Genomic DNA, 20,797 nt, shown 5'->3' on the forward strand with positions numbered 1-20,797 from the left:
GCTTGACTATCTAAGTCCCATTGAATATAAAAATATTCACCTTAAAAAAAGTGTCTAGTTTAGTGTTGACATACCACCAATACACCGATAGGACTATGGGTTGCGTAAAAGTATTCGGGGGTTCAAGTCCCTCACAGCTCATCGCGCAAAAAAAGCTCAAATCCTTTTGAAACAAGGGGTTGAGCTTTTTATTCTCTGTAAATATTATGTTGACCGGTCTTTTTGTAAAATGTTTTGAGATGATCCTTATTTTAACTTATCGAAAGGGAAAAACTTTAATAATGGATGTCTTTTTTTATCCGTAATCTTTAGCTCATCCATTATGAGATCATTTTCGTGTTCTTTTATCCATTTCTTCAAAGCGTATTTATCTTGACAATGAGTATAATATGTTTCTCCACCTTTGCCAATTGCATTAATGACAAATCGATAAGATGTTTTCTCCATAATATCCACCTTTAAAAAAATAATAAATTCATTTTTTATTAAGCAATGTTAATTATTAATTCACTTAGCTGAAATCAACATGCAAGTTTAAAGCCTTTTAGTAAAGGGTATTCAGTACCTATTATGTTTATAATATAATAATCTGTTATTCTAATGGAAAAAATAAAGTAGATGTTTAGGAATCCTCTGATTGCTTACCTTTTACTTCATTTGTTTGAAACTTGGTGTTATCATAATGTCCAATTAAGCATTTTGTCAATGGAATATGATTAATTTTTACAAAATGATAATAAATTTATAAAAACGAAGAATTAATGCGCTAGATTGAGATATAGCTATAAAATTTGTGGTATATGAATAGATTTGGATTGTTTTGGTGATAATTTGTTCTTTTTACGTATTTACAAAGATGATCTTACAGGCGTAGAATGATTTACATAAATTTCAAACTTTATATCGGCCAAATCTCAGGGAATCTGAGAACGGAGGACCCATTATTTTGGGGTTAATTCTGCATGTGCAGAAGGGATGAGAGACTCTTTCGCCATCCTACCCGTCAGCTAACTTCGTCGGCTAAAGCGAAGGAGGTCATAAGACCGCCTATTTAAGGTGGCTTTTTTGTTGTGTTAAAAGAACAAATTAGCATCTTTAAACATACGTAGGTCTATTTATTTTGCCTTAATTTCAGATGGCGGTGAAGAAGAAATATAAATATACCCTGTAATATCTTAAATTTAATGTGGATGCTCCCTGTCTTTTTATAAATTAATTATCAATAGTTACATCCTTTATGGAGATATTAATAGTAATTTCAAATTTATTTAACCAATTAGGAGAAAAAAATGAATAAAACGAAAGACTTTCTTAATCCACCTAAAATCCTTGTATTGGGCTTTGCTGTTGTTATCGTGATAGGAGCATTATTATTGACGCTACCTATTGCTACAGAAGATCAAAGTGGTCTCCCGTTTCTGGATGCTTTATTTACTGCGACTTCAGCAACATGTGTGACAGGTCTTGTTGTGGTTGATACGAGTGATGCATTTTCAACCTTTGGGGAGTTGGTCATTCTAACCCTTATTCAAATTGGGGGATTAGGTTTTATGACCTTTGCAACATTTTTCTTTCTTTTGTTAGGGAAAAAAATCTCATTAAAAGAAAGATTGTTATTGAAGGAAGCATTTAATAATATCCATCTGGCGGGAATTGTAAAGTTGGTAAAACGAATCTTGATTTTTACTGCATTGATTGAAGGGATTGGAGGAGTGCTTTTATCCATTCGCTTTTCTTTCGATATGCCGATCGGAAAAGCAATTTATTATGGCTTTTTTCATGCCATTTCAAATTTCAATAATGCTGGCTTTGATTTAATGGGAGAATATCGGAGCTTAACTGCTTATGTTGACGATCCAATTGTGGTTATAACTGTTTGCTCGATGATTACGTTAGGTGGTCTAGGGTTTATTGTTATGAACGAAATTTATGAGTATCGTGAAACACGACGGCTATCTATCCATACGAAGGTGGTATTGGTTGCTACACTCATTCTAACATTGGGTTCAACGATACTAATCTTTCTATTCGAATATGGAAATGCTAAAACTTTAGGTCCTTTATCCGAGTTCGGTAAATTTTTAGGAGCATTGTTCCATGCGGTTACTCCAAGAACTGCTGGTTCAAATACGCTGCCAATAGCCGATTTAACACATTCTACTTTATTCCTGACAATCCTGCTAATGTTTATCGGAGCTGGTTCAGGATCTACTGCCGGTGGGATTAAAATTACGACATTTGCTGTTTTAATGGCAACTTTCTGGTCACAAATTAAAGGAAAAGAGGATGTTGTTTTATTTAAACGACGCATTGTGATTGAAACTATATTAAAAGCATTTACCATTGCCATCAGTGGTTTAATCATTGTGTTTATTGTTACTCTTTTATTGAGTATTACCGATAAGGGGCAAAATTTCATCATGTATTTATTTGAAGCTGCCTCTGCTTTTGGTACTGTTGGTTTATCTATGGGATTAACTCCTGAGCTTTCTCCTATTGGTCGTATCATTATTATTTTGACAATGTTTGCAGGGAGGTTGGGTCCTTTAACCCTTGGGTTTGCCATTACGAAGAGGCGTACATCAGAAGCTTTTCGTCATCCAAAAGGAAATCTTATGATTGGATAATTCATTAACATTCAGGAGTGATTGATTTTGGTTATAAAACAATACGCAGTAATTGGACTCGGCAGGTTTGGAACAAGTATAGCAAGACGGTTAAATGAAGCAGGACAAGAAGTTTTAGGAATTGATATAAATGAAGAAAGAGTTGAGGATGCAGAATTATATGTAACCCATGCTGTCGTAGCAGATTCTACCGAAGAGAAAGCACTCACTTCAATTGGGATTCGCAATTTTGATTGTGTCATCGTAGCGATCGGGGATGATATGCAATCCAGTATCTTAACGGTTATGCTTCTTAAGGACCTGGGCGTAAAAAAAGTGATCGCCAAAGCATTAAGCAAGCGTCATGGAAAGGTTTTAGAACGTATTGGCGCTGATTGGATTATCTATCCTGAAAGGGATATGGGGGAAAGAGTGGCTAACCAGCTCCTATCACCTAATATGCTGAATTACATCGAACTGTCAAAAGAATACAATATAGAGGAAATTATGATTCCTTCAAAAATGGCGGAAAAAAGTTTAAAGGAACTTAACATTCGCGCTAAATATAATGTTAGTGTCATTGCCATTGTCAGGGAAGAGGAAATTATCATATCTCCTTCACCAGATATGACTCTTAACAAAGGAGATCTATTAGTTGTTATTGGTAACAGAGACGACTTGGCCAATTTTGCAAGTATTGAATAGACAAGAACTCGAGCCTTCAAGTGTTGTACGGTTAATAAGTGTTATTTCATATTGATTCCAAATGCCAGGTAAAGTTATGAACCTGGCATTTTTTTATTTTACAGCCAAAAGAGTTGATATCTAGCGGGTCATAAAGTGGATGGCCAAGTTATGAAAGAAATGAGATGAATTTACCTCTATTAGTTTGGTATTTATTAACACTCCCTTAACCAAATTTACCTATGATTAATAAATTTACAAAACCTTTACAAAAAACCCATAAAACATTTACAAAACGTGTTTATTCTTAATGTTGGGTTAATAAAAACATGAAAGAAAGAAGTTGCTAATAGAACATCTTGGAGGTTTGAAAATGACGTTTAAGAGTAAGTCAACGATCAGCTTATTGGTACTATTCTTAGTTGTCGTTTTATCGGCATGTAATAATAGTAATCATAAATCAGAATCATCTACTAATAATAGTTCAGATACAATTGCTATTTCGGGATCTACATCTGTAGGTCCTCTAGCTGAAAAAATTGCAGAAAAATATAAGGAAAAAAATGAGGTTAATATAGAGATCAATCAGATCGGTTCATCTGCTGGTATTACAAATGCGATAAGCGGTGTGTCAGAGATTGGAATGTCTTCGCGTGATTTGAAAGAAGAGGAAAAAGCTAGTGGACTAATAGAGACAATCATTGCTTATGATGGAATTGTCGTGGTAACTCATCCTAGTAATAAGGTTGAAAATCTTACGATGGAACAAGTAAAGGATATTTTTACTGGTAAGGTGACGAATTGGAAAGAGCTTGGGGGAGATGATATGGAAATTGTGGTTGTTTCCCGGGAGGATGGCTCAGGTTCGCGTGATGCATTTCAGGAAATAGTCGGATATTCTTCAGGCGAATTAGTGAAAAGTTCAATCATTGCGAGCGGTAACGGTAATATTAAAACAACTGTAGCAACCAATAAGCATGCAGTAGGGTTTATTTCCTTTGAATACATCGACCCTTCTATTTCAACTGTAAAGATTAATGGAGTCGAGGCTACAGCAGAGAATGTTCTTCAGCAAAAATATCGTTTATCCCGTCCATTTTTGTTTGTCCACAAGGATGGCCAATTAACGGATGCCGGGCAACAATTCATTGAATATATTTTAAGTGCAGAGGGACAAGCCATTGTAGCAGAATCAGGAGCTATACCAGTAAAATAAATGACCATTTCACGGATATAAGTGTTCATATATATCATGTGTAATTGTGATCTTGGAGGAATGAAGAATGCCACGCCTACCTGTTGAAAAACAAGGGGTTATTGAGAAATCAAATAAAAAGAAGTATGTACTGGAGAAGGTATCAGCAAGAATATTTCTGATTTGTGCACTTCTTTCAGTTTTCAGTTTATTGTTAATCATTGGATTTGTCTTTTATAAAGGCTCACTGCCATTTATGGCAAAGGGATATAGTTTTATCGACTTTATTTTCGGAGTGGATTGGGTACCAAGTGAAGACAAATTTGGGATATTACCAATGATTGTGGCATCCATCTATGCCACAATTGGTGCATTAATCATTGGAGTCCCTATCGGCTTATTTACAGCAATATTCTTAGCAGAAATCGCGCAAAAAAGCATCGCAAAAATCATCTCGCCAGCTGTGCAGTTGTTAGCAGGTATCCCGTCGGTTTTATATGGTGTATTCGGCCTTGCCATCATTGTCCCATTTTTGCAAAATAATTTGAACTTAGCGAAAGGACAAAGCTTGATTGCCGTTATTCTTGTTCTTGCTATTATGATGCTTCCAACGATTGTTACTGTAGCTGAAACAGCCATTCGGGCAGTGCCAAAATCATATCGTGAAGGGTCTTTAGCACTTGGGGCTTCTCAAATAGGGACTATTTTTAAAGTCGTTGTCCCGGCAGCTAAGTCAGGAATTATGGCTGCGATCGTTTTAGGATTGGGAAGAGCGATCGGTGAGACAATGGCTGTCATATTGGTTGCAGGAAACAGTTTAATTATACCTACTAGTATAACAGATAGTATTCGTCCATTAACAACTAATATTGCATTAGAAATGGGATATGCATTTGGAACACATCAAGAAATGCTGTTTGCCACAGGGATTGTTTTATTCTCTTTTATCCTATTGTTGAATTTTGTATTAGCAAAAATAAGTGCGAAAGGTGGTAAGTAAGTTGAGAAAGGTTAAAGATAACTTATTGCGTGGACTGCTTTGGCTATCAGCTTTCTTGACTGTTGCCGTTCTAGTTACCATTGTTGGTTATATATTTTATAAGGGATATCGATTGATAAACATCGATTTTATTTTAGGTGATTATTCTCCTACAGGAGATGGCGGCATTTGGCCGATGGTTGTTACGACAATCTATACAATTGCCATCTCATTATTAATTGCGACCCCAATCGGGATTTTGGCTGCTGTATACTTGCAAGAGTATGCCAAACAGGGGAGATTGGTAAAAGTGATCCGTTTTGCAACAGAAAGCTTAACAGGAATCCCATCAATTATTTATGGTTTATTCGGGGCAGTCTTTTTTGTGACCACTTTAAAATTGGGCATGTCTATTATCGCTGCCTCATTGACATTGACCATTATCGTATTGCCTGTCATTATCCGAACGACTGAAGAATCATTAAAAACCGTCCCTCATTCGTATCGAGAAGGCTCTCTGGCTTTGGGAACGACTAAGCTGCAAACTTTATATAAAGTCATTTTGCCAAGCGCAATGCCTGGCATCTTATCTGGAATTATTCTCTCCATTGGAAGAATTGTTGGTGAATCAGCTGCGATATTTTTAACAGCTGGTACGGTGGCAGCGATGCCAGACAGCATCTTCTCATCCGCGAGAACATTAACCGTTCATTCTTATTTGGTTACACAGGAGTCTGGGGACATTGAACTGGCAGCGGCAGTTGGGATTGTCTTAATTGTGATCATATTGGTTTTGAACCTTTCAGCGACGTTTATATCAAAGAAATTAAATAAAGCTGATTATTAAATGAGGTGAATGTTATGACGATAACAATGTTTGAACGTAATCCTGTAAAGAAGGGAAAGGCAGATATGCAGCAGCAATCAGATGGTACAGCGAAAATTAGTGTAAGAGATTTGGATTTGTTTTATGGAGAAAAACAAGCCCTTTATCAAGTATCATTGGATATACAAGAGAAGGGAGTTACAGCCTTAATTGGTCCTTCTGGCTGCGGTAAATCAACATTCTTACGAACACTAAACCGTATGAACGATTTAATTGATGGCGTGAAGATTAACGGCAATATTATCATTGATAACGAAAATATCTACCAAACCAATGACGTCATAAAATTAAGAACAAAGGTAGGTATGGTCTTTCAAAAAGCAAACCTATTTCCGATGAGTATTTACGATAATGTAGCATATGGCCCCCGGATGCAAGGGATAAAAAATAAACATGAATTAAATAAGATTGTTGAAGAAAGCTTACGTGGTGCGGCAATCTGGGATGAAGTGAAGGATCGTCTAAAAACATCGGCGTTAGGGCTATCAGGTGGTCAGCAGCAGCGTGTTTGTATTGCACGTGCGATTGCGATGAAGCCTGAAATTATTCTAATGGATGAGCCAACTTCAGCATTAGATCCAATCTCCACGTTAAAAGTAGAAGAATTGATTGCACACATGAAAAAAGATTATACCATTGTGATTGTTACTCATAATATGCAACAAGCTGCACGTGTATCTGACAAAACAGCATTTTTCTTAAATGGTGAAATTGTCGAATATGATGCAACAGATGTGATCTTTTCGATGCCAAAAGATAGGAGAACGGAAGATTATATTACTGGCAGATTCGGTTAAATTTGGAGGGGAATCAATGGTCGTTCGTGAAAATTTTGAAAATAAATTGCTAGAATTGCAAGCTAAAATGGCTGAAATGGGTGAACTTGCTGTTACATCTCTAGAAAAAGCTTTTAGCGCTTTTAAAACACAAGATATCGAATTAGCGTTAAAAGTCATTGAGGAAGATACAGTTATTGATCAGCTTGAAATTGATATTAATCAATTTGCAGTATGGCTTATGGCAAAAGAGCAACCTGTTGCAAGGGATTTGCGCAAAGTGATTGGTTCTTTAAAAATTTCCTCAGAGATTGAGCGTATTGCTGATTTTGCTGTAAATATTGCAAAATCAACCATCATCATTGGAAATGCAACAACAGTGGTGAAAATAACAAATCTTGAGCAAATGAAAGAAATATCGATCAATATGCTCCAAAAGGCCTTACAATCATTCTTTGAAGAAAATATCGTTCTTGCTAAAGAAGTAGGCGATTTGGATGACAAAGTTGATCAATATAATGGTGAGACATTTAAAATGATCACTAACCACCTGAAAGAACATCCAGATGAAACAGATCAGTTGGTGCAATACTTATTCGTCAATCGTTATCTTGAACGTACAGCAGATCATATTACCAATATCGCAGAAAGTGCAGCTTATCTAATAAAGGGTCGAATATATGATTTAAATCCTTAAATTGAATTAAGTCATATACTGATTGCTGACGTTAGGTTATACCACGCTGAAAGCTTTTTGGAACCCTAGGCCAAGCCTAGGGTTTTCTTTTTCATAAAAAGTCCAATTTCTTTTGAGAAATTGGGGAATGTCACCAAGATGAGTTGATTGAAGATGAATAAGATTAAATTAAGAAGGTTAATTAGTTGAGAAAGTAATTTTAATTTAATTAGGTATTCTACAAATAGTGTGTTATGCTTTACCTAACCATTTTAATACCTGTTTCATGTTTACCTCCCCCATTCATTATTGAGTGGGGATTTTTATTGTCAAAAATAAAAAAAGGACTCTAAAATGTAATTAGAGTCCTTCCTTTATTATGCTTTGTTTACGTTCGTTGCTTGTGGTCCACGTTGACCTTGCTCAACATCAAAAGTCACTTTTTGACCTTCGTCTAAAGATTTAAACCCATCGCCTTGGATAGCTGAGAAATGAACGAATACATCGCTGCCGCCTTCAACTTCGATAAATCCGAAACCTTTTTCTGCGTTAAACCATTTTACTGTACCTTGTTGCATATTTGGTGCCTCCTGTGTGGAATAAATCCACTGTTTAATACTATCCTTGCTCAATTAGATATCAAAGGCGAAAAGTTTAAATACTTATCTTTCCTTACAGACCGAACAAAAATAATTCTTATACAGAATAACAGATAATTTTTGGAAAAGCAAATGGATATATAATTGAAATGTTAAATAATAATAATTTCAATCAGGTATTGATACAGTTCATCTTAGGGATATATGACAAACACTTTAAGTCTACCAAACCAAAGTTAACAACCATTTCGTGGTATTAATTGGTAATAAAGTCATGATAAACATATGTATTTTGAACCTTTTGGAAAAAATAAAAACTATTATATTTATCTTCATTTTTAATATCTTCCTTAATCGAACGAATATACTCCCACAATTCTGGATCAAAATTTCACATTTTAGGGCATATTTGTTTATGGATAATTTATTTATTGAAAAACAGGACTATTCTCTTTTCTTGTCGAATTTTAGTAGGTAAGAAGGGAGGATGGAATAAATGAATGTTGACGTAACAAAATTTAATGTGCCAAACATTGAACATCCGCCATTGAAAGTCACAAACCAAAATTTAGCAAGTGAGTTTTATAACAGGTTAATTGAAATGATTAATGAATTTGAATTAGATTTAAATGATCAAGAGGAAATAGGGGTTCGACTCGTATCCTTTGGCCAAACAATTCAATTCCATATTGAAGATTTAGGTTATTATAATCCTAGTTTAATTTCATTTCATGGTAGATTAAATAATGGATCAAAAGTGAAATTAATTCAACATGTAAATCAAATAAGTTTCTTGTTAATGGCTTTACCGAAACAGAATGAAAAAGAGCCACCGAATAGAATTGGTTTTAAGTTAATTGAAGAACAGATATAATAGCATCAGGCGAAAAATATTTTCAATTTTCAGAATTTTGTCTTACCTTTTGTAGTATTATAATAAATAATATTTATATATTACAAAGGAGGAATCTAAAATGAATATGAGTCTGAATAAAGTATTTCGAATGACTGTTGGAGCTAATGTATTGCTCTTGCTAACTTTTTTATTCCTTCCAGTTTTGTTAATAACTAATGATATTAGTATTATTCAATCAGCAATTGATTTTATAAATAAAGAATGAATATTAGCGTGTTTATAGACGGAACCCCTCTTCAATGGGAAGGAAGAGGGGTATTTTATGTGTGCTCGGTATAAGTTCAAGACTATAGAGTAGAGAGTTCCGATTTTAGAATAGTAATATGATATGTATCACTTCCACTAGCGCGAAAGCTTCAATCCAATTTAAGCGGATTGAAGCTTTTTATGAATCTACTTATCTTACTACATTAGAATCACTTATTAACGATTGATTAGCTAACCATTCCATAAGTGATACCGTCTTTCCATCAATGGTTTTTACAACATCATTGTTATACACATAAATCCATGACCAATGTCCATGATATTCGTATGGTGTACCATCAGCATTTTGGTATAATCCTGAAGTATCTACTACATTATCAAATAAGGAAAGGTGAACATCTTTTGCTCCGGCTTCGATTAAGCGATTGTAGGTTGGAACAACATGTTGATCAGCAGGGACAACGTTATCTGTTTTGGCATGAATAAACCAGATTGGCAGGTTTTTCATGTTCTCAATGTCTTCATCTGTGATGAGGGTGTCTTTAAGTGCTTCACAGGTTGGAAAAGCAGCTGCAAAGTATTCAGGATAATCTCGGATCATCAGCATGGTCATATACCCACCGTTAGAATCTCCTCCAATGTAAATTCTATCTTGATCAATATCTTTATTATTGGCAACATAATCCTTGATTAAGGATAGTAAAGCATCCTGATATTTTGAAGTGCCGTCACCAAATCCTTTGAAACCATCCATCCAGAAGGTTGGTGTTTGTGGGGCAAGCACATACGCTCCATCAAAATAAGCTTGAATTTCCTCTGATGCGAAGTTGGCTGCTTTGTTCCCAGAAATAGCAATCGTAGGGTCTGTTCCTCCTTCGCCGGCTCCGTGTAACCAAATGATTAATGGACTTTTCCCATTATCTTTTACTGGAGCATAATCAGCGTAAGTTAACGTGACATCATCATATGTAGCCTTTCCTATTGAAAAGTCATCAACGAGTTCTCTTACCTCGCCTTTAAACGAATCCACGACTAGTCCTGAAATGGTCCCGGCAGGAGTTTCTATTTCCTTTTGTTGAGTGATGGTATATTTATTTTCATTCCAGTCATTATATCCTGATCCTTCAAAGTCATAGTTAATTGCAGAACCTAAGGAAATGTCAGGGTCAATTTGCATCTCTAACACAACGTATTTTCCAGTTTTAACCGCTGGGGTCCCATTTTTTTCAGCTACATAGGCATTCGTGATTTTACGAGTCCCTTCTTCTAAAAATGGATTAGCTAAACGGCTATCACTCCTTGATACATGCACTTCAAAAGTGTCTTTTGAAACAGAATCTTTTGGTACTGGTTTTCCTAAATCAACAATTACTTTCGTAATAACTGCTCCCCAATCTTCAATTTCTGTTACGGTTCTGTAGGATAATGGTTGTGTTTTCAGCTCATTTGCATTTGTTTCTGGCATAAAAGAAAGTGTTGTACCAGCAACGAAAGTACTTAACATATCTGTTTTTTCATGTTTTTTCATTCCTTCAAACAAATGGATAACCTCCCTGAAATTTTTAAACGCTTACAAAATTTGATCGATCTTTCCAGCTAAAACATAAGAAATTTCTACATTCTCATGCCAATGTCTTGGGATGAAAATTTGTTTATCCGAGGTATGAAGGATGAGTTTAATAGGCAAATGATCATCGTTTTTTACCAACTCGTATTTGTAGTCCATGATAGATACCTCTCATAATGAATATGATTTATTTTTGCTATGATCATAGCCCAATACTTGTTGAAAGGGAAGAAAAACTTTTGAATATCAAGGGGAAAGGTTACATTTGTGAACAATGGTGTTACTTATTTCTAAAAACGTCATTAAAATGCTAGAAAGAAGTGATCTTTGGGGTTCGTCTTATGCTAGTCAAAAGACATATTAACGACCATTTCATAAAGACAACTTATTTTTCATTCCAACCCTTGACATCTCCTAATGCATTTAAGATAATTTTTATAACAATAAAAATTGTAATAAAGTGGAGGATTTAGTGAGAACATTACAATTAACTTTACATGAAGCGATCGATATATGTAAAACACTTGGTCATGAACAAAGAATGGAGATCATTAAAATTTTGGCTGATGGACCAAAGAATGTAAATGATTTATCAGACCGACTTGGGATTCCATTTAGTACGGCTGCTGTGAATGTGAAAAAATTGGAGGAAGCGGGACTAATTGGTACAGAAATGATCCCTGGACGCGGAAGCCAAAAAATTAATACCAAACTATATGACAGAATTATCATAAATTTAGAAGAGCCAAAGCAGGTAAACGAAGATTCCGTAACGTTTGAAATGCCAATTGGCGAATATGTTAATTGTGATGTTGAACCATCATGCGGTCTGCTTGGTGATCAAGAAATTATCCATATTCTGGACGATCCTCGTTCTTTTTACGAGCCGGAAAGAAAAAAGGCACAATTAATTTGGTTTCGCTCAGGATTTGTGGAATACCATTTTCCAAACAGGATACCCTATGGAGTTAAAATAGAAGAACTTAGTTTTTCAGCGGAAATATGCTCGGAAGCTCCCTATCACAAGGTGGATTGGCCTTCAGATATTTCGTGCTGGATTAATGATAAAGAGCTGGGATACTGGACCTCTCCAGGTGACTTCGGAGGGGAAAGGGGATTTTTAACTCCGAGTTGGTGGGAAACACATAATACTCAGTATGGCTTATTAAAAAAATGGAAAGTAAATCATGAAGGAAGTTTTATTGATGGCTTAAAAATATCTAACACAACCATTAAAGATTTGGAGCTTTTGGAAAAGCCGTTTATTTCATTAAAACTTGGAGTAAAGAAAGACTCGGTAAATATTGGCGGAATGAATCTATTTGGGTCGCAATTTGGTAACTATGAACAGGGCCTTATAATGAAAATTAAATATTCTTCAACATAATAAAAAGCGTTCCATGTTATGGAATGCTTTTTATTATGTAAAATATTATTATAAAAACTATTGATTAATTACAATAAAACATGTAATAATACGTACGAGGGAGGGTTTAATGTGACGAAAAGAAAAATGTTTTTAGTGGTTACATCGCTCATATTATTCTTTGGCGGGTATTTTCTCTATCGCTCGTATTATGAAGAAAACTTTGCCAATACAGAAAAGGGAAAAGTAGAAATAGCCTTTATAAATGGCTTTACAGGCGGCGATGGTGCCTACATGAAGAAAATTACGGATGGATTTAATCAATCACAAGATAAATACCATATTGTTGAACTTCAGGAAAAGGATCATTACACAAAGTTTAAATCCGGCAATTATGATTTGGTTGTCATTCATGGAAATAATCTGGACACATATAAGAAAGACGGCTTAATTCAGGATATATCTCCAGTGTTGGAGAAAGCGGGGATTAAGGAAACAGATTTTCATCCAGCTGGACTAAAAATAATGAAGCTTGATGGCAAATTATTTGCTGCCCCTCTGGATATTCACCCTTTAACTATGTTATATAACAAAGATTTTGTTTCTCGAGAAGTGTCAACGTATGAAGACTTAATCAAATTAAATACTGAATTACAGGCTAAAAACAAAAATGTATACGCTTTAGGAGTCCCATCAAGCGGTTTAGTAGAGTTTTACATGTTAACGATTGCCGCGCAAAATGGGATTGAATTGAAAAAAGATAATTATTTGAATTTTAGTCAACCTGAGTTTGCAGATGCATTAATGACCTTTCACAATATGATTTGGAAAGACAAAATTTCTCCACCTGGTCTTGGCTTAGATGGCGAATTTCAATCGTTTATGAAGCAAGCTGAAGGAGGAGCCGGCACTGCCCAAACAGCTATTGCCTTAACTGGACCTTGGTTTTATGGTGCTGCAAAGGAACAGTATGGAGATAGATTAGGAGTTACAGCTGTTCCTATGCTAGGAGAAAAACAAGCGGTATACGGTAATTCACATACGATCGCTTTATCTTCTAAAGTGGAAGACCCGGAAGTTTTAGAGGGCATCTCAGCCTTTTTTGAATATTTGTACACTCCAGAGCATTTAATTCATTGGGCTGAAGGCGGACAAGCACCGCTCCATCTTCCGACGATCAAATTAATAGAAGAAAAAAAAGAAAAATATGAAGTGGCCTATGCGAACACTCAACAATTCGATACATTTGTCCCAGCTCCACAAGTGTATTTGTTTGGAGAACAAATGCGTTATATGAACACTACTGTTTTTACTAAATTAGTTTCCAACAAACATTTCACGAAAGAGCAATTAATGGATGAACTAAATAAGGCTACAGATTTAGCAAAACAAATAGGCGACGCAGAACCTAAAAAGTAAGAGAAATTTAATACTATCAAAAAGCATGGAGGTAACAAATGTTTAACAAAAAATCTTCAAGAAATTGGGCTATGTCGATGATATCTCCATTCATCTTGTTTTTTGTTATGTTTTGGCTGGTGCCTTTACTTTACGGGGTATGGATTAGCTTGCATGATTGGAACATCTCAAATGGCAATAACGGTTTTGTAGGGTTAAAAAATTATGTCAATATTCTTACTTCAGGTACGATCTATAATGAACTTTTTATGAAGGGGTTAATCAACACATTACTATTTGTCGTGATTAGTGTACCGCCGCTAATTCTGATCAGTCTTGGCCTGGCACTGGTGATTGATCATTTGCCAGATAAGTTAAAGCCAGTTTTTAGAACGATTTATTTCCTGTCCTATTCTGTTTCTGTAACAGCGGTTTCTGCTATTTTTCTATGGTTGTTTAATGGGAATGGCGGGTATGTTAACAACCTTTTTGGTAGTCAAATAAATTGGCTGGGAGATCAGCCGTATGCATGGATAACAATTCTAATAGCAACCGTTTGGTGGACGATCGGCTTTAATATGCTGTTATTTGTGAATGCCTTGGATGAGGTGGATGGAAGTTTATACGAAGCGGCTGGATTAGATGGTGCTGGACCGTTTGCAAAATTCAGATATATTACTCTTCCAGAAATTCGTAATGTAACCATTTTTATTTTAGTCACAACTGTTATCGCATCCTTTAATTTGTATGGACAAACGCAGCTGATTACAGCTGGAGGTCCTGAACAATCAACAACCACACTTATTATGAACACTCAGCAAACTGTTTTTAATTTGAACCAGCTTGGTGTGGGATCAGCAATGGCCATACTAATGGGGCTAGTTATGATGCTGGTAACTGGAGCTCAGTATTGGATGACTTACAAAAAGAAGGAATTAAAGGAAGTGACTTCAAAATGAACATGAGCAATAAGAAATCGATTCCAATCGTCATCATTGCTGTTATTCTGTCGGTATTATTTTTACTTCCGCTTGTTTGGATGATCTTTACCTCTTTTAAAACGCTTGGTGAGTCCATGGCAAGTACGTCCATATTTCCAAAAGAATGGACATTGATAAATTATACGGAAATTTTTACAGATGCTTCACAAGCACCAATTATCCTTTGGCTGTTTAACACAGGGATTGTTACCTTAATAGGGACAGTTTTGGTGGTCATTGTGGATATATTAGCTGCTTATGCGTTGGCGAGGCTTAATGTTCCAGGGAAAAAGGTCATTTTACTTTTAGTAATAGGTGCACTAACCATTCCGGGGATTGTCACATTATTTCCGGCCTTTTACCTGTTTAAAAGCGTGAATTTATTAGATACCTTTGTACCGCTTATATTCCCATATACTGCAAGCACGCTCGGGGTGTTTCTAATATACAATTTCCTGCTTTCTTTTCCGAAAGAATTGGAGGAAGCAGCATATATAGATGGTGCCTCACAGTTGGACATTTTAGTAAAAGTCATTTTTCCAGCGATTAAGCCAGTAGTCATGACGCTTGGGGTTATTACTTTTATGAATATATACAATGATTATTTATGGCCGTCATTGGTTGTGAATTCAAATGAAATGAAGACAATTACGACAGGGATTGCGAGTTTAATACAAGGTGCTAACTTTGTAAATCCGGCGAAAATGATGGCTTCTACTGTCATTGCTACGATACCGGCAATTATCGTATTTTTATATGCAAATAAATACTTTGTTAAGAGTGTAACAAATTCAGGAATTAAATAATTGGTGTGTAAGGAGAGAATAATATGATCTATCGTCAAGAATATCCACGACCCCAGCTAGTACGGAAAGAGTGGGTGAATTTAAATGGTATGTGGGATTTCGCATTTGATGATCAAAATATTGGTTTAGAAGAGAAATGGTTTAAAAAAACCCAAGAATTTAACGAAAGCATCAATGTGCCGTTTGCTTATCAAACAAAGCTTAGTAGTATTGAAGATTCATCCTTTCATGATGTTGTTTGGTATCGTCGCACATTTGAGGTCCCAAAAGGCTGGGAAGGGAAACGGACGATTTTACATTTTGGTGCAGTTGACTATCGCGCATGGGTCTATGTAAATGAACAGCTTGTCGGATTTCATGAAGGCGGCCATGTTTCCTTTTCCTTTGATATTACAAATTACTTGACCGGCGGGACAGAAACCGTTGTCGTTCGAGTGGAAGATCCTTCTACAGATGAAACAATCCCTAGAGGTAAGCAGTATTGGGTTGAAAAATCAGATTCTATTTGGTATACGCGTACTACAGGAATTTGGCAAACGGTTTGGATGGAACCGGTAAGCCCTTCATACCTTTCAAAAGTAAGATTCACACCAGATGTTGATAACGGAGAGATTAAGATTGATTTTGAAGTGACTGGTGATTACCAAGGAAAAAGAGCGGAAATAGAAATACGATTTAAAAATGAAGTCATTGCACGAGACATTATAGACGTTCATGAATGCTATACAAAGCGAGCGATTCATCTATATAATCGACAAATTTTTAGAACTGGTTTTCATCACGATGGCTGGAATTGGACGCCGGAAAATCCAAATCTTTTCGATGTCAAATTAATCTTGTGGGATGATCAAAAGGTTTTGGATGAAATCGATTCGTATTTTGGGATGCGGAAAATCCATTCTGAAAATGGAATGATATATCTTAATAATAAACCTTATTACCAGAAGCTTGTACTTGACCAAGGATATTGGCCAGAAGGATTATTAACTGCGCCATCTGATGAAGATTTGAAAAAAGATATCGTGCTATCAAAAGAAATGGGATTCAATGGTTGCAGGAAGCATCAAAAAGTAGAGGATCCGAGATTTTTATACTGGGCAGATCATTTAGGTTTTCTAGTATGGGGAGAATGTGCAGCTTCGGCCTCTTATAGCGAAGATGCGGTTGCTAGATTGACAAGAGAATGGATGGAAATCATTGAAAGAGATTATAATCACCCGTCAATTGTCGCATGGGTACCTTTAAATGAAAGCTGGGGAATCCCGAGAGTTCGTGCGAATAAGCAGGAACAGCATCATTCTCTTGCTATGTATCATTTGATTCATTCGTTGGATACGACACGTCTTGTCATCTCGAACGATGGCTGGGAAATCACAAAATCTGATATTTGTGCTGTTCATAATTATAATCATGGCAACAAAGATGAAGCGGCAAAATACGAGGCATTTATAGAGTCCATCGCAACGAAGGAAAGTATTCTTAAATCACAGCCAGCTAAACGGAAAATTTATGCAAATGGTTTTGACCACCAGGGCGAACCGATCATCTTAACAGAGTTCGGTGGAATCGGCTTTAAAATAGGGGAAGATGCAGGCTGGGGATATACGTCTGTAAGCAATGCTGAAGAATTTCTCAGCGATTACAACCGAGTGATGGAAGCAGTCTACAGCTCTAAAGCTCTCCACGGTTATTGCTATACACAATTAACAGATGTTGAACAAGAAATTAACGGACTATTAACCTATAATCGTGAACCAAAATGTGAGTTATCAGAGATTAAAAAAATAAATGATATGTGGCACCAGGAAATCATAAAGGATTAGGTGGTAGGAGACATGGAAAAGGGATTTCGAACGATAAAAAAGCTGAAAACGGATGATATTCATATGAGAGATCCATTTGTTTTTCCTTATGAAAAAGAAGAAAAATATTTTTTATTTGGAACAACCTTTGCTGATGGATGCGGAGACAAGGAACCAGTCTTTGAAGTCTATGTAGGCGAAGATTTAGAAACCTGGGAAGGACCTTATGTTGCGTTTCAGCCTCCGAAAGGTTTCTGGGGAGTCCGGCATTATTGGGCTCCTGAGGTGTTTGAAATTGATGGGCGTTTTTATATGTTTGCTACCTTTAAAGGAGGGATAGGTGAGCATCGCGGGACAGGCATTTTGGTTGCTGATCATCCTGCTGGCCCCTACAAGCCTCATAGCAATGGCCCTGTAACACCAAAAGAGTGGGAATGCTTAGACGGAACATTTTATGAAGATAACCAAGGCCAAAGGTGGATGGTTTTCTGTCATGAATGGACGCAAGAGTATGAAGGAAAAATCAAGGCGATTCGTTTAACTCGCGATTTAACGGAAGCACAGGGAGAAGCGGTGCAAATCTTAAATGCAGCAGATATGGAATGGATTCGTAAATTTGGCGATCCCCGGATTGAAAAAGATGGATTTTTAACGGATGCACCATTTATGTATCATGCTAAAAACGGAGATTTAATCATGTTATGGTCCAGCTATTCGAAACCGAATTTTGGTGATGTTGGTTACGGTGGCTATACAGTAGCTGTGGCACGATCTTCCTCAGGCGATATGGAAGGACCATGGACACATGACAAGGCTTTATTAATGGATCGGAACGCCGGTCACTCAAGCCTGTTCCGTGACTTCCAAGGGCAATTGTATATATGTACACACTATCCTGATACACCTCATGGCAGAGAAAAACCGCTTTTTGTAAAGGTGGAAGAGGTAGAAAATGGGTTAGTGATTGAACAGAGAGATGAATGAGATAACCTCATAACAAATTGGAATTATCTATAAAAATAAAGTTTTCTCTTTTTTACTATCCTTCGACTAATGGCTAGCTATTAGTCGGAGGATTTTTCATTTGACTGAATAGAGGATAGAAACGATTCCAATTAAGGTACTTCAATCTTGGAAATTGTGAGGAAAATAAACATAAAAACAGAAATATATAATATTTACGGATTAAAAATGGAGGGCACAAGGATTGCTTATTTGTCGTAAGACAAAACAAACTATAGGGGTAGTTAAGCAGACCCTTGCACCCTTTAATAGTGTAACAGTATCTATGGAGTAAATTCAAAAATATTTAAATTCTAATAGATGAAATGGATCAATACTTAATTCCTTTAAATTTTAAGTTGCGATTTTCCCCTGCAATTTCCTTTAATTTTGCAACAGCTTCCAGAATACTATTGGCTTTAATGACAAGCTCATCTGAATCAATGATAAAGACAAATTGCTTCATTATAAACACCATCCTTTTTAAAAAAAGAGGTACAAGGATTATGAAACACAGAGGGGAATTGTGAGAAGCTTTTAATCCTTGTATCTTGCGTAAGAAACACCTTGATTACATAGTAAGGTAGAAATTTATGTAATTCTAATCATTCGTGAGATTTTCTTCCTGTTTGATATTGTCGAAAAGACAAAAATGTGTAACAAAATGTTCAATAAAAGTTCAAATTTAATGAAAACATAGGTTTTCATTAAAAAATAACGCCATAAGCGCTATTTAGTCTTGTTGTTATTTTTTGCATTCCCCGATGTTTTCCACGATTTCTGATAGAGAATTTGAAACTTGGTCTAAATGATTCATTCAATCAATTTCCTAATAATTCTTTGACATATTTATCGTTCGTAATTTTCCAAGCAAAGAACGTCTTTTCAATTCATGAGGATCTTATTGCCCTAGGCTGAGCACGGCGCTTGTGCTATTGTTCTTTTCCAATTGATCAATAAGACTTTGAAAGCCAAAATTGTCATCGCTATGTCAAAGGTTTACTATTAAGGGTAAATACAGTCGTAATGAAAAAAACGAATGTTGGATTGTTTTCTTGACGAAGGTAAACGATTACAATAAACTTAAATTATTACACATTTTTTGTTACTATTAAGTTGTATAACAATTTTTTTGGACAAATTGGAGTTTTGGGGGGACAGCCTTGTTAGAATTATCGCTTAAACAGCCTGAGAAGCTGCGTAAGGTTGCGCATGCTTTATCATCAGAAGTTCGATTAAAAATCATAGACCTGTTAAATACAGGGAATGTGAACATAAATCAATTGTCAGATATGTTGAATATACCTGTATCAACGGCAGCATCCCACATAAAGGTGCTTGAAGAAGCAGGATTGATCTTAACTCAACTTCGCCCTGCCAGCAGAGGTGCGATGAAGGTTTGTACACGAAATTTTGATGATATTCATATCAGTTTAAATGCTCCAAGAAGTATGAATGATTATGAAAGTTATGAGCTTGAAATGCCGATCGGGCAATATACCGACTTCCTTGTTTCACCAACATGCGGTATTGCTGATCAAGATGGGCTGATCATACCGGAAGATGAACCGGTTCATTTCTATAGCCCAGCTCGTTCAAGCGCACAGCTTATATGGACAAGAAAAGGCTACTTTGATTATAAGTTTCCGCTTGTCATTCCACCTGGTGCAAAGGTAAAGTCAGTTCAGGTTTCGGCAGAGGTTTGTTCTGAGGCGCCAAATTATGACCATAATTGGCCATCTGATATTACCGTCTGGTTAAATGGGGTAGAAATTGGGACGTGGACAAGCCCTGGTGATTTTGGGGATCGCCCTGGAAAACTGAATCCTAAGGTATGGGGGGAAACAACCCGGACACAATATGGAACCTTAAAAACGTGGAAAGTAACAGAAGAAAGGGCAACAATCGATGATGTTTACCTTTCGAATATAACCATCCAGGACTTAGGTATATTAGAGAGGGAATTCTTGTCATTTCGAATTGGGATTAAAGAGGACGCCGTTCACAAAGGCGGAATGAATCTGTTTGGTCGTGAATTAGGTGACCACCCTCAGGATATTAAATTGAAGATATCATTCTATTAACTTCATACTTACGAAAGAGAAGCCTTTTTGTGATAAGAAGGCTTTTTATTATATGTTAAGCGTTTAAATTGGCAGCAGAGAAGTAAATCGACGTAGTAATCAATTATAAGTGTGAAGTATCAGTGCAACTGCGCCTCTGTATTCATTTTTCAGGCTCACCAGTCGGCGAGGTTTCTTTATTACAAAAAATCTGTAACTAAACAAATAACTATAAAAAATATATTGACAACGAATATTTGAAAGCGTATTCTTTAATTAAAGTTACATA

Annotated in this window: 21 protein-coding genes and 1 riboswitch; of the genes, 16 read left to right on the forward strand and 5 right to left on the reverse strand. The window is 36.1% G+C overall.

From position 1 onward, the window contains the following. Positions 1-246 precede the first annotated feature (246 nt). Positions 247-447, reverse strand: a complete 201-nt coding sequence (locus Q1B07_RS21515) for a hypothetical protein (protein WP_299094013.1) — start codon at positions 445-447, stop codon at positions 247-249. A 448-nt stretch (positions 448-895) separates the two neighbouring features. Further along, a riboswitch (cyclic di-AMP (ydaO/yuaA leader) is annotated at positions 896-1,037 on the forward strand. A 252-nt stretch (positions 1,038-1,289) separates the two neighbouring features. On the opposite strand from Q1B07_RS21515, the gene Q1B07_RS21520 reads away from it, so the two are divergent. The 7 genes from Q1B07_RS21520 to phoU all read left to right on the forward strand — a co-directional run bounded on the left by Q1B07_RS21520 (position 1,290) and on the right by phoU (position 7,823). After that, on the forward strand, positions 1,290-2,627 hold the full coding sequence (locus tag Q1B07_RS21520) for a TrkH family potassium uptake protein (protein WP_299094012.1): 1,338 nt from the start codon (positions 1,290-1,292) through the stop codon (positions 2,625-2,627). A 27-nt stretch (positions 2,628-2,654) separates the two neighbouring features. Continuing rightward, positions 2,655-3,311: a TrkA family potassium uptake protein gene (locus Q1B07_RS21525; protein WP_299094011.1), complete on the forward strand. Its 657-nt coding sequence runs from the start codon at positions 2,655-2,657 to the stop codon at positions 3,309-3,311. Between the two features lie 352 nt (positions 3,312-3,663). Beyond that, positions 3,664-4,506, forward strand: coding sequence for a phosphate ABC transporter substrate-binding protein (locus Q1B07_RS21530; protein ID WP_299094010.1), 843 nt, complete (start codon positions 3,664-3,666; stop codon positions 4,504-4,506). Positions 4,507-4,573: 67 nt separating this feature from the next. After that, positions 4,574-5,485, forward strand: coding sequence for a phosphate ABC transporter permease subunit PstC (pstC, locus tag Q1B07_RS21535; RefSeq protein ID WP_299094009.1), 912 nt, complete (start codon positions 4,574-4,576; stop codon positions 5,483-5,485). Between the two features lies 1 nt (position 5,486). Next, entirely contained in the window at positions 5,487-6,311 is an 825-nt protein-coding gene (gene pstA / locus Q1B07_RS21540; RefSeq protein WP_299094008.1) for a phosphate ABC transporter permease PstA, read from the forward strand. A 65-nt stretch (positions 6,312-6,376) separates the two neighbouring features. Further along, complete coding sequence (gene pstB, locus Q1B07_RS21545) at positions 6,377-7,147, forward strand: phosphate ABC transporter ATP-binding protein PstB (protein ID WP_299094014.1); 771 nt, start codon at positions 6,377-6,379, stop codon at positions 7,145-7,147. Between the two features lie 16 nt (positions 7,148-7,163). Further along, a complete protein-coding gene (phoU, locus tag Q1B07_RS21550; RefSeq protein WP_299094007.1) occupies positions 7,164-7,823 on the forward strand; it encodes a phosphate signaling complex protein PhoU in 660 nt (219 codons plus the stop codon). A gap of 356 nt (positions 7,824-8,179) precedes the next feature. Here the strand turns inward: phoU and Q1B07_RS21555 are convergent, their stop codons facing one another. Beyond that, positions 8,180-8,380 (reverse strand): cold-shock protein, encoded by a 201-nt coding sequence (locus tag Q1B07_RS21555; RefSeq protein ID WP_299094006.1) that lies wholly within the window; start codon positions 8,378-8,380, stop codon positions 8,180-8,182. A 517-nt stretch (positions 8,381-8,897) separates the two neighbouring features. Between Q1B07_RS21555 and Q1B07_RS21560 the strand changes: the two genes are divergently transcribed. After that, positions 8,898-9,275: a DUF6173 family protein gene (locus tag Q1B07_RS21560; RefSeq protein WP_299094005.1), complete on the forward strand. Its 378-nt coding sequence runs from the start codon at positions 8,898-8,900 to the stop codon at positions 9,273-9,275. Positions 9,276-9,375: 100 nt separating this feature from the next. Then, positions 9,376-9,522, forward strand: a complete 147-nt coding sequence (locus Q1B07_RS21565) for a hypothetical protein (RefSeq protein WP_299094004.1) — start codon at positions 9,376-9,378, stop codon at positions 9,520-9,522. Between the two features lie 192 nt (positions 9,523-9,714). Here the strand turns inward: Q1B07_RS21565 and Q1B07_RS21570 are convergent, their stop codons facing one another. Then, positions 9,715-11,064: a prolyl oligopeptidase family serine peptidase gene (locus Q1B07_RS21570; protein WP_299094003.1), complete on the reverse strand. Its 1,350-nt coding sequence runs from the start codon at positions 11,062-11,064 to the stop codon at positions 9,715-9,717. A 30-nt stretch (positions 11,065-11,094) separates the two neighbouring features. After that, positions 11,095-11,250: a hypothetical protein gene (locus Q1B07_RS21575; RefSeq protein ID WP_299094002.1), complete on the reverse strand. Its 156-nt coding sequence runs from the start codon at positions 11,248-11,250 to the stop codon at positions 11,095-11,097. Between the two features lie 313 nt (positions 11,251-11,563). Here Q1B07_RS21575 and Q1B07_RS21580 point away from each other — a divergent pair, with 313 nt between their 5' ends. From Q1B07_RS21580 to Q1B07_RS21605, 6 genes are all read left to right on the forward strand, one after another. After that, positions 11,564-12,478, forward strand: a complete 915-nt coding sequence (locus tag Q1B07_RS21580) for a helix-turn-helix domain-containing protein (RefSeq protein WP_299094001.1) — start codon at positions 11,564-11,566, stop codon at positions 12,476-12,478. A gap of 111 nt (positions 12,479-12,589) precedes the next feature. After that, positions 12,590-13,876 carry an extracellular solute-binding protein gene (locus Q1B07_RS21585; RefSeq protein ID WP_299094000.1) on the forward strand — a complete coding sequence of 429 codons (1,287 nt, stop codon included), beginning with the start codon at positions 12,590-12,592 and terminating at the stop codon, positions 13,874-13,876. Between the two features lie 38 nt (positions 13,877-13,914). Further along, positions 13,915-14,814: a carbohydrate ABC transporter permease gene (locus tag Q1B07_RS21590; RefSeq protein WP_299093999.1), complete on the forward strand. Its 900-nt coding sequence runs from the start codon at positions 13,915-13,917 to the stop codon at positions 14,812-14,814. Further along, on the forward strand, positions 14,811-15,641 hold the full coding sequence (locus Q1B07_RS21595) for a carbohydrate ABC transporter permease (RefSeq protein ID WP_299093998.1): 831 nt from the start codon (positions 14,811-14,813) through the stop codon (positions 15,639-15,641). Before Q1B07_RS21590 ends, Q1B07_RS21595 begins: the two co-directional genes overlap by 4 nt. A gap of 23 nt (positions 15,642-15,664) precedes the next feature. After that, positions 15,665-17,464 (forward strand): glycoside hydrolase family 2 protein, encoded by a 1,800-nt coding sequence (locus Q1B07_RS21600; RefSeq protein WP_299093997.1) that lies wholly within the window; start codon positions 15,665-15,667, stop codon positions 17,462-17,464. Positions 17,465-17,476: 12 nt separating this feature from the next. Further along, positions 17,477-18,427 carry a glycoside hydrolase family 43 protein gene (locus tag Q1B07_RS21605; RefSeq protein WP_299093995.1) on the forward strand — a complete coding sequence of 317 codons (951 nt, stop codon included), beginning with the start codon at positions 17,477-17,479 and terminating at the stop codon, positions 18,425-18,427. A gap of 349 nt (positions 18,428-18,776) precedes the next feature. Here Q1B07_RS21605 and Q1B07_RS21610 read toward each other — a convergent pair whose 3' ends face one another. Beyond that, entirely contained in the window at positions 18,777-18,911 is a 135-nt protein-coding gene (locus tag Q1B07_RS21610) for a hypothetical protein (protein WP_299093994.1), read from the reverse strand. A gap of 697 nt (positions 18,912-19,608) precedes the next feature. Here Q1B07_RS21610 and Q1B07_RS21615 point away from each other — a divergent pair. After that, positions 19,609-20,529 (forward strand): ArsR family transcriptional regulator, encoded by a 921-nt coding sequence (locus tag Q1B07_RS21615; protein ID WP_299093992.1) that lies wholly within the window; start codon positions 19,609-19,611, stop codon positions 20,527-20,529. The last annotated feature ends 268 nt before the right edge of the window (positions 20,530-20,797 follow it).

Source organism: uncultured Metabacillus sp. (assembly GCF_947503125.1).
Taxonomy (GTDB): Bacteria; Bacillota; Bacilli; order Bacillales; family Bacillaceae; genus Metabacillus.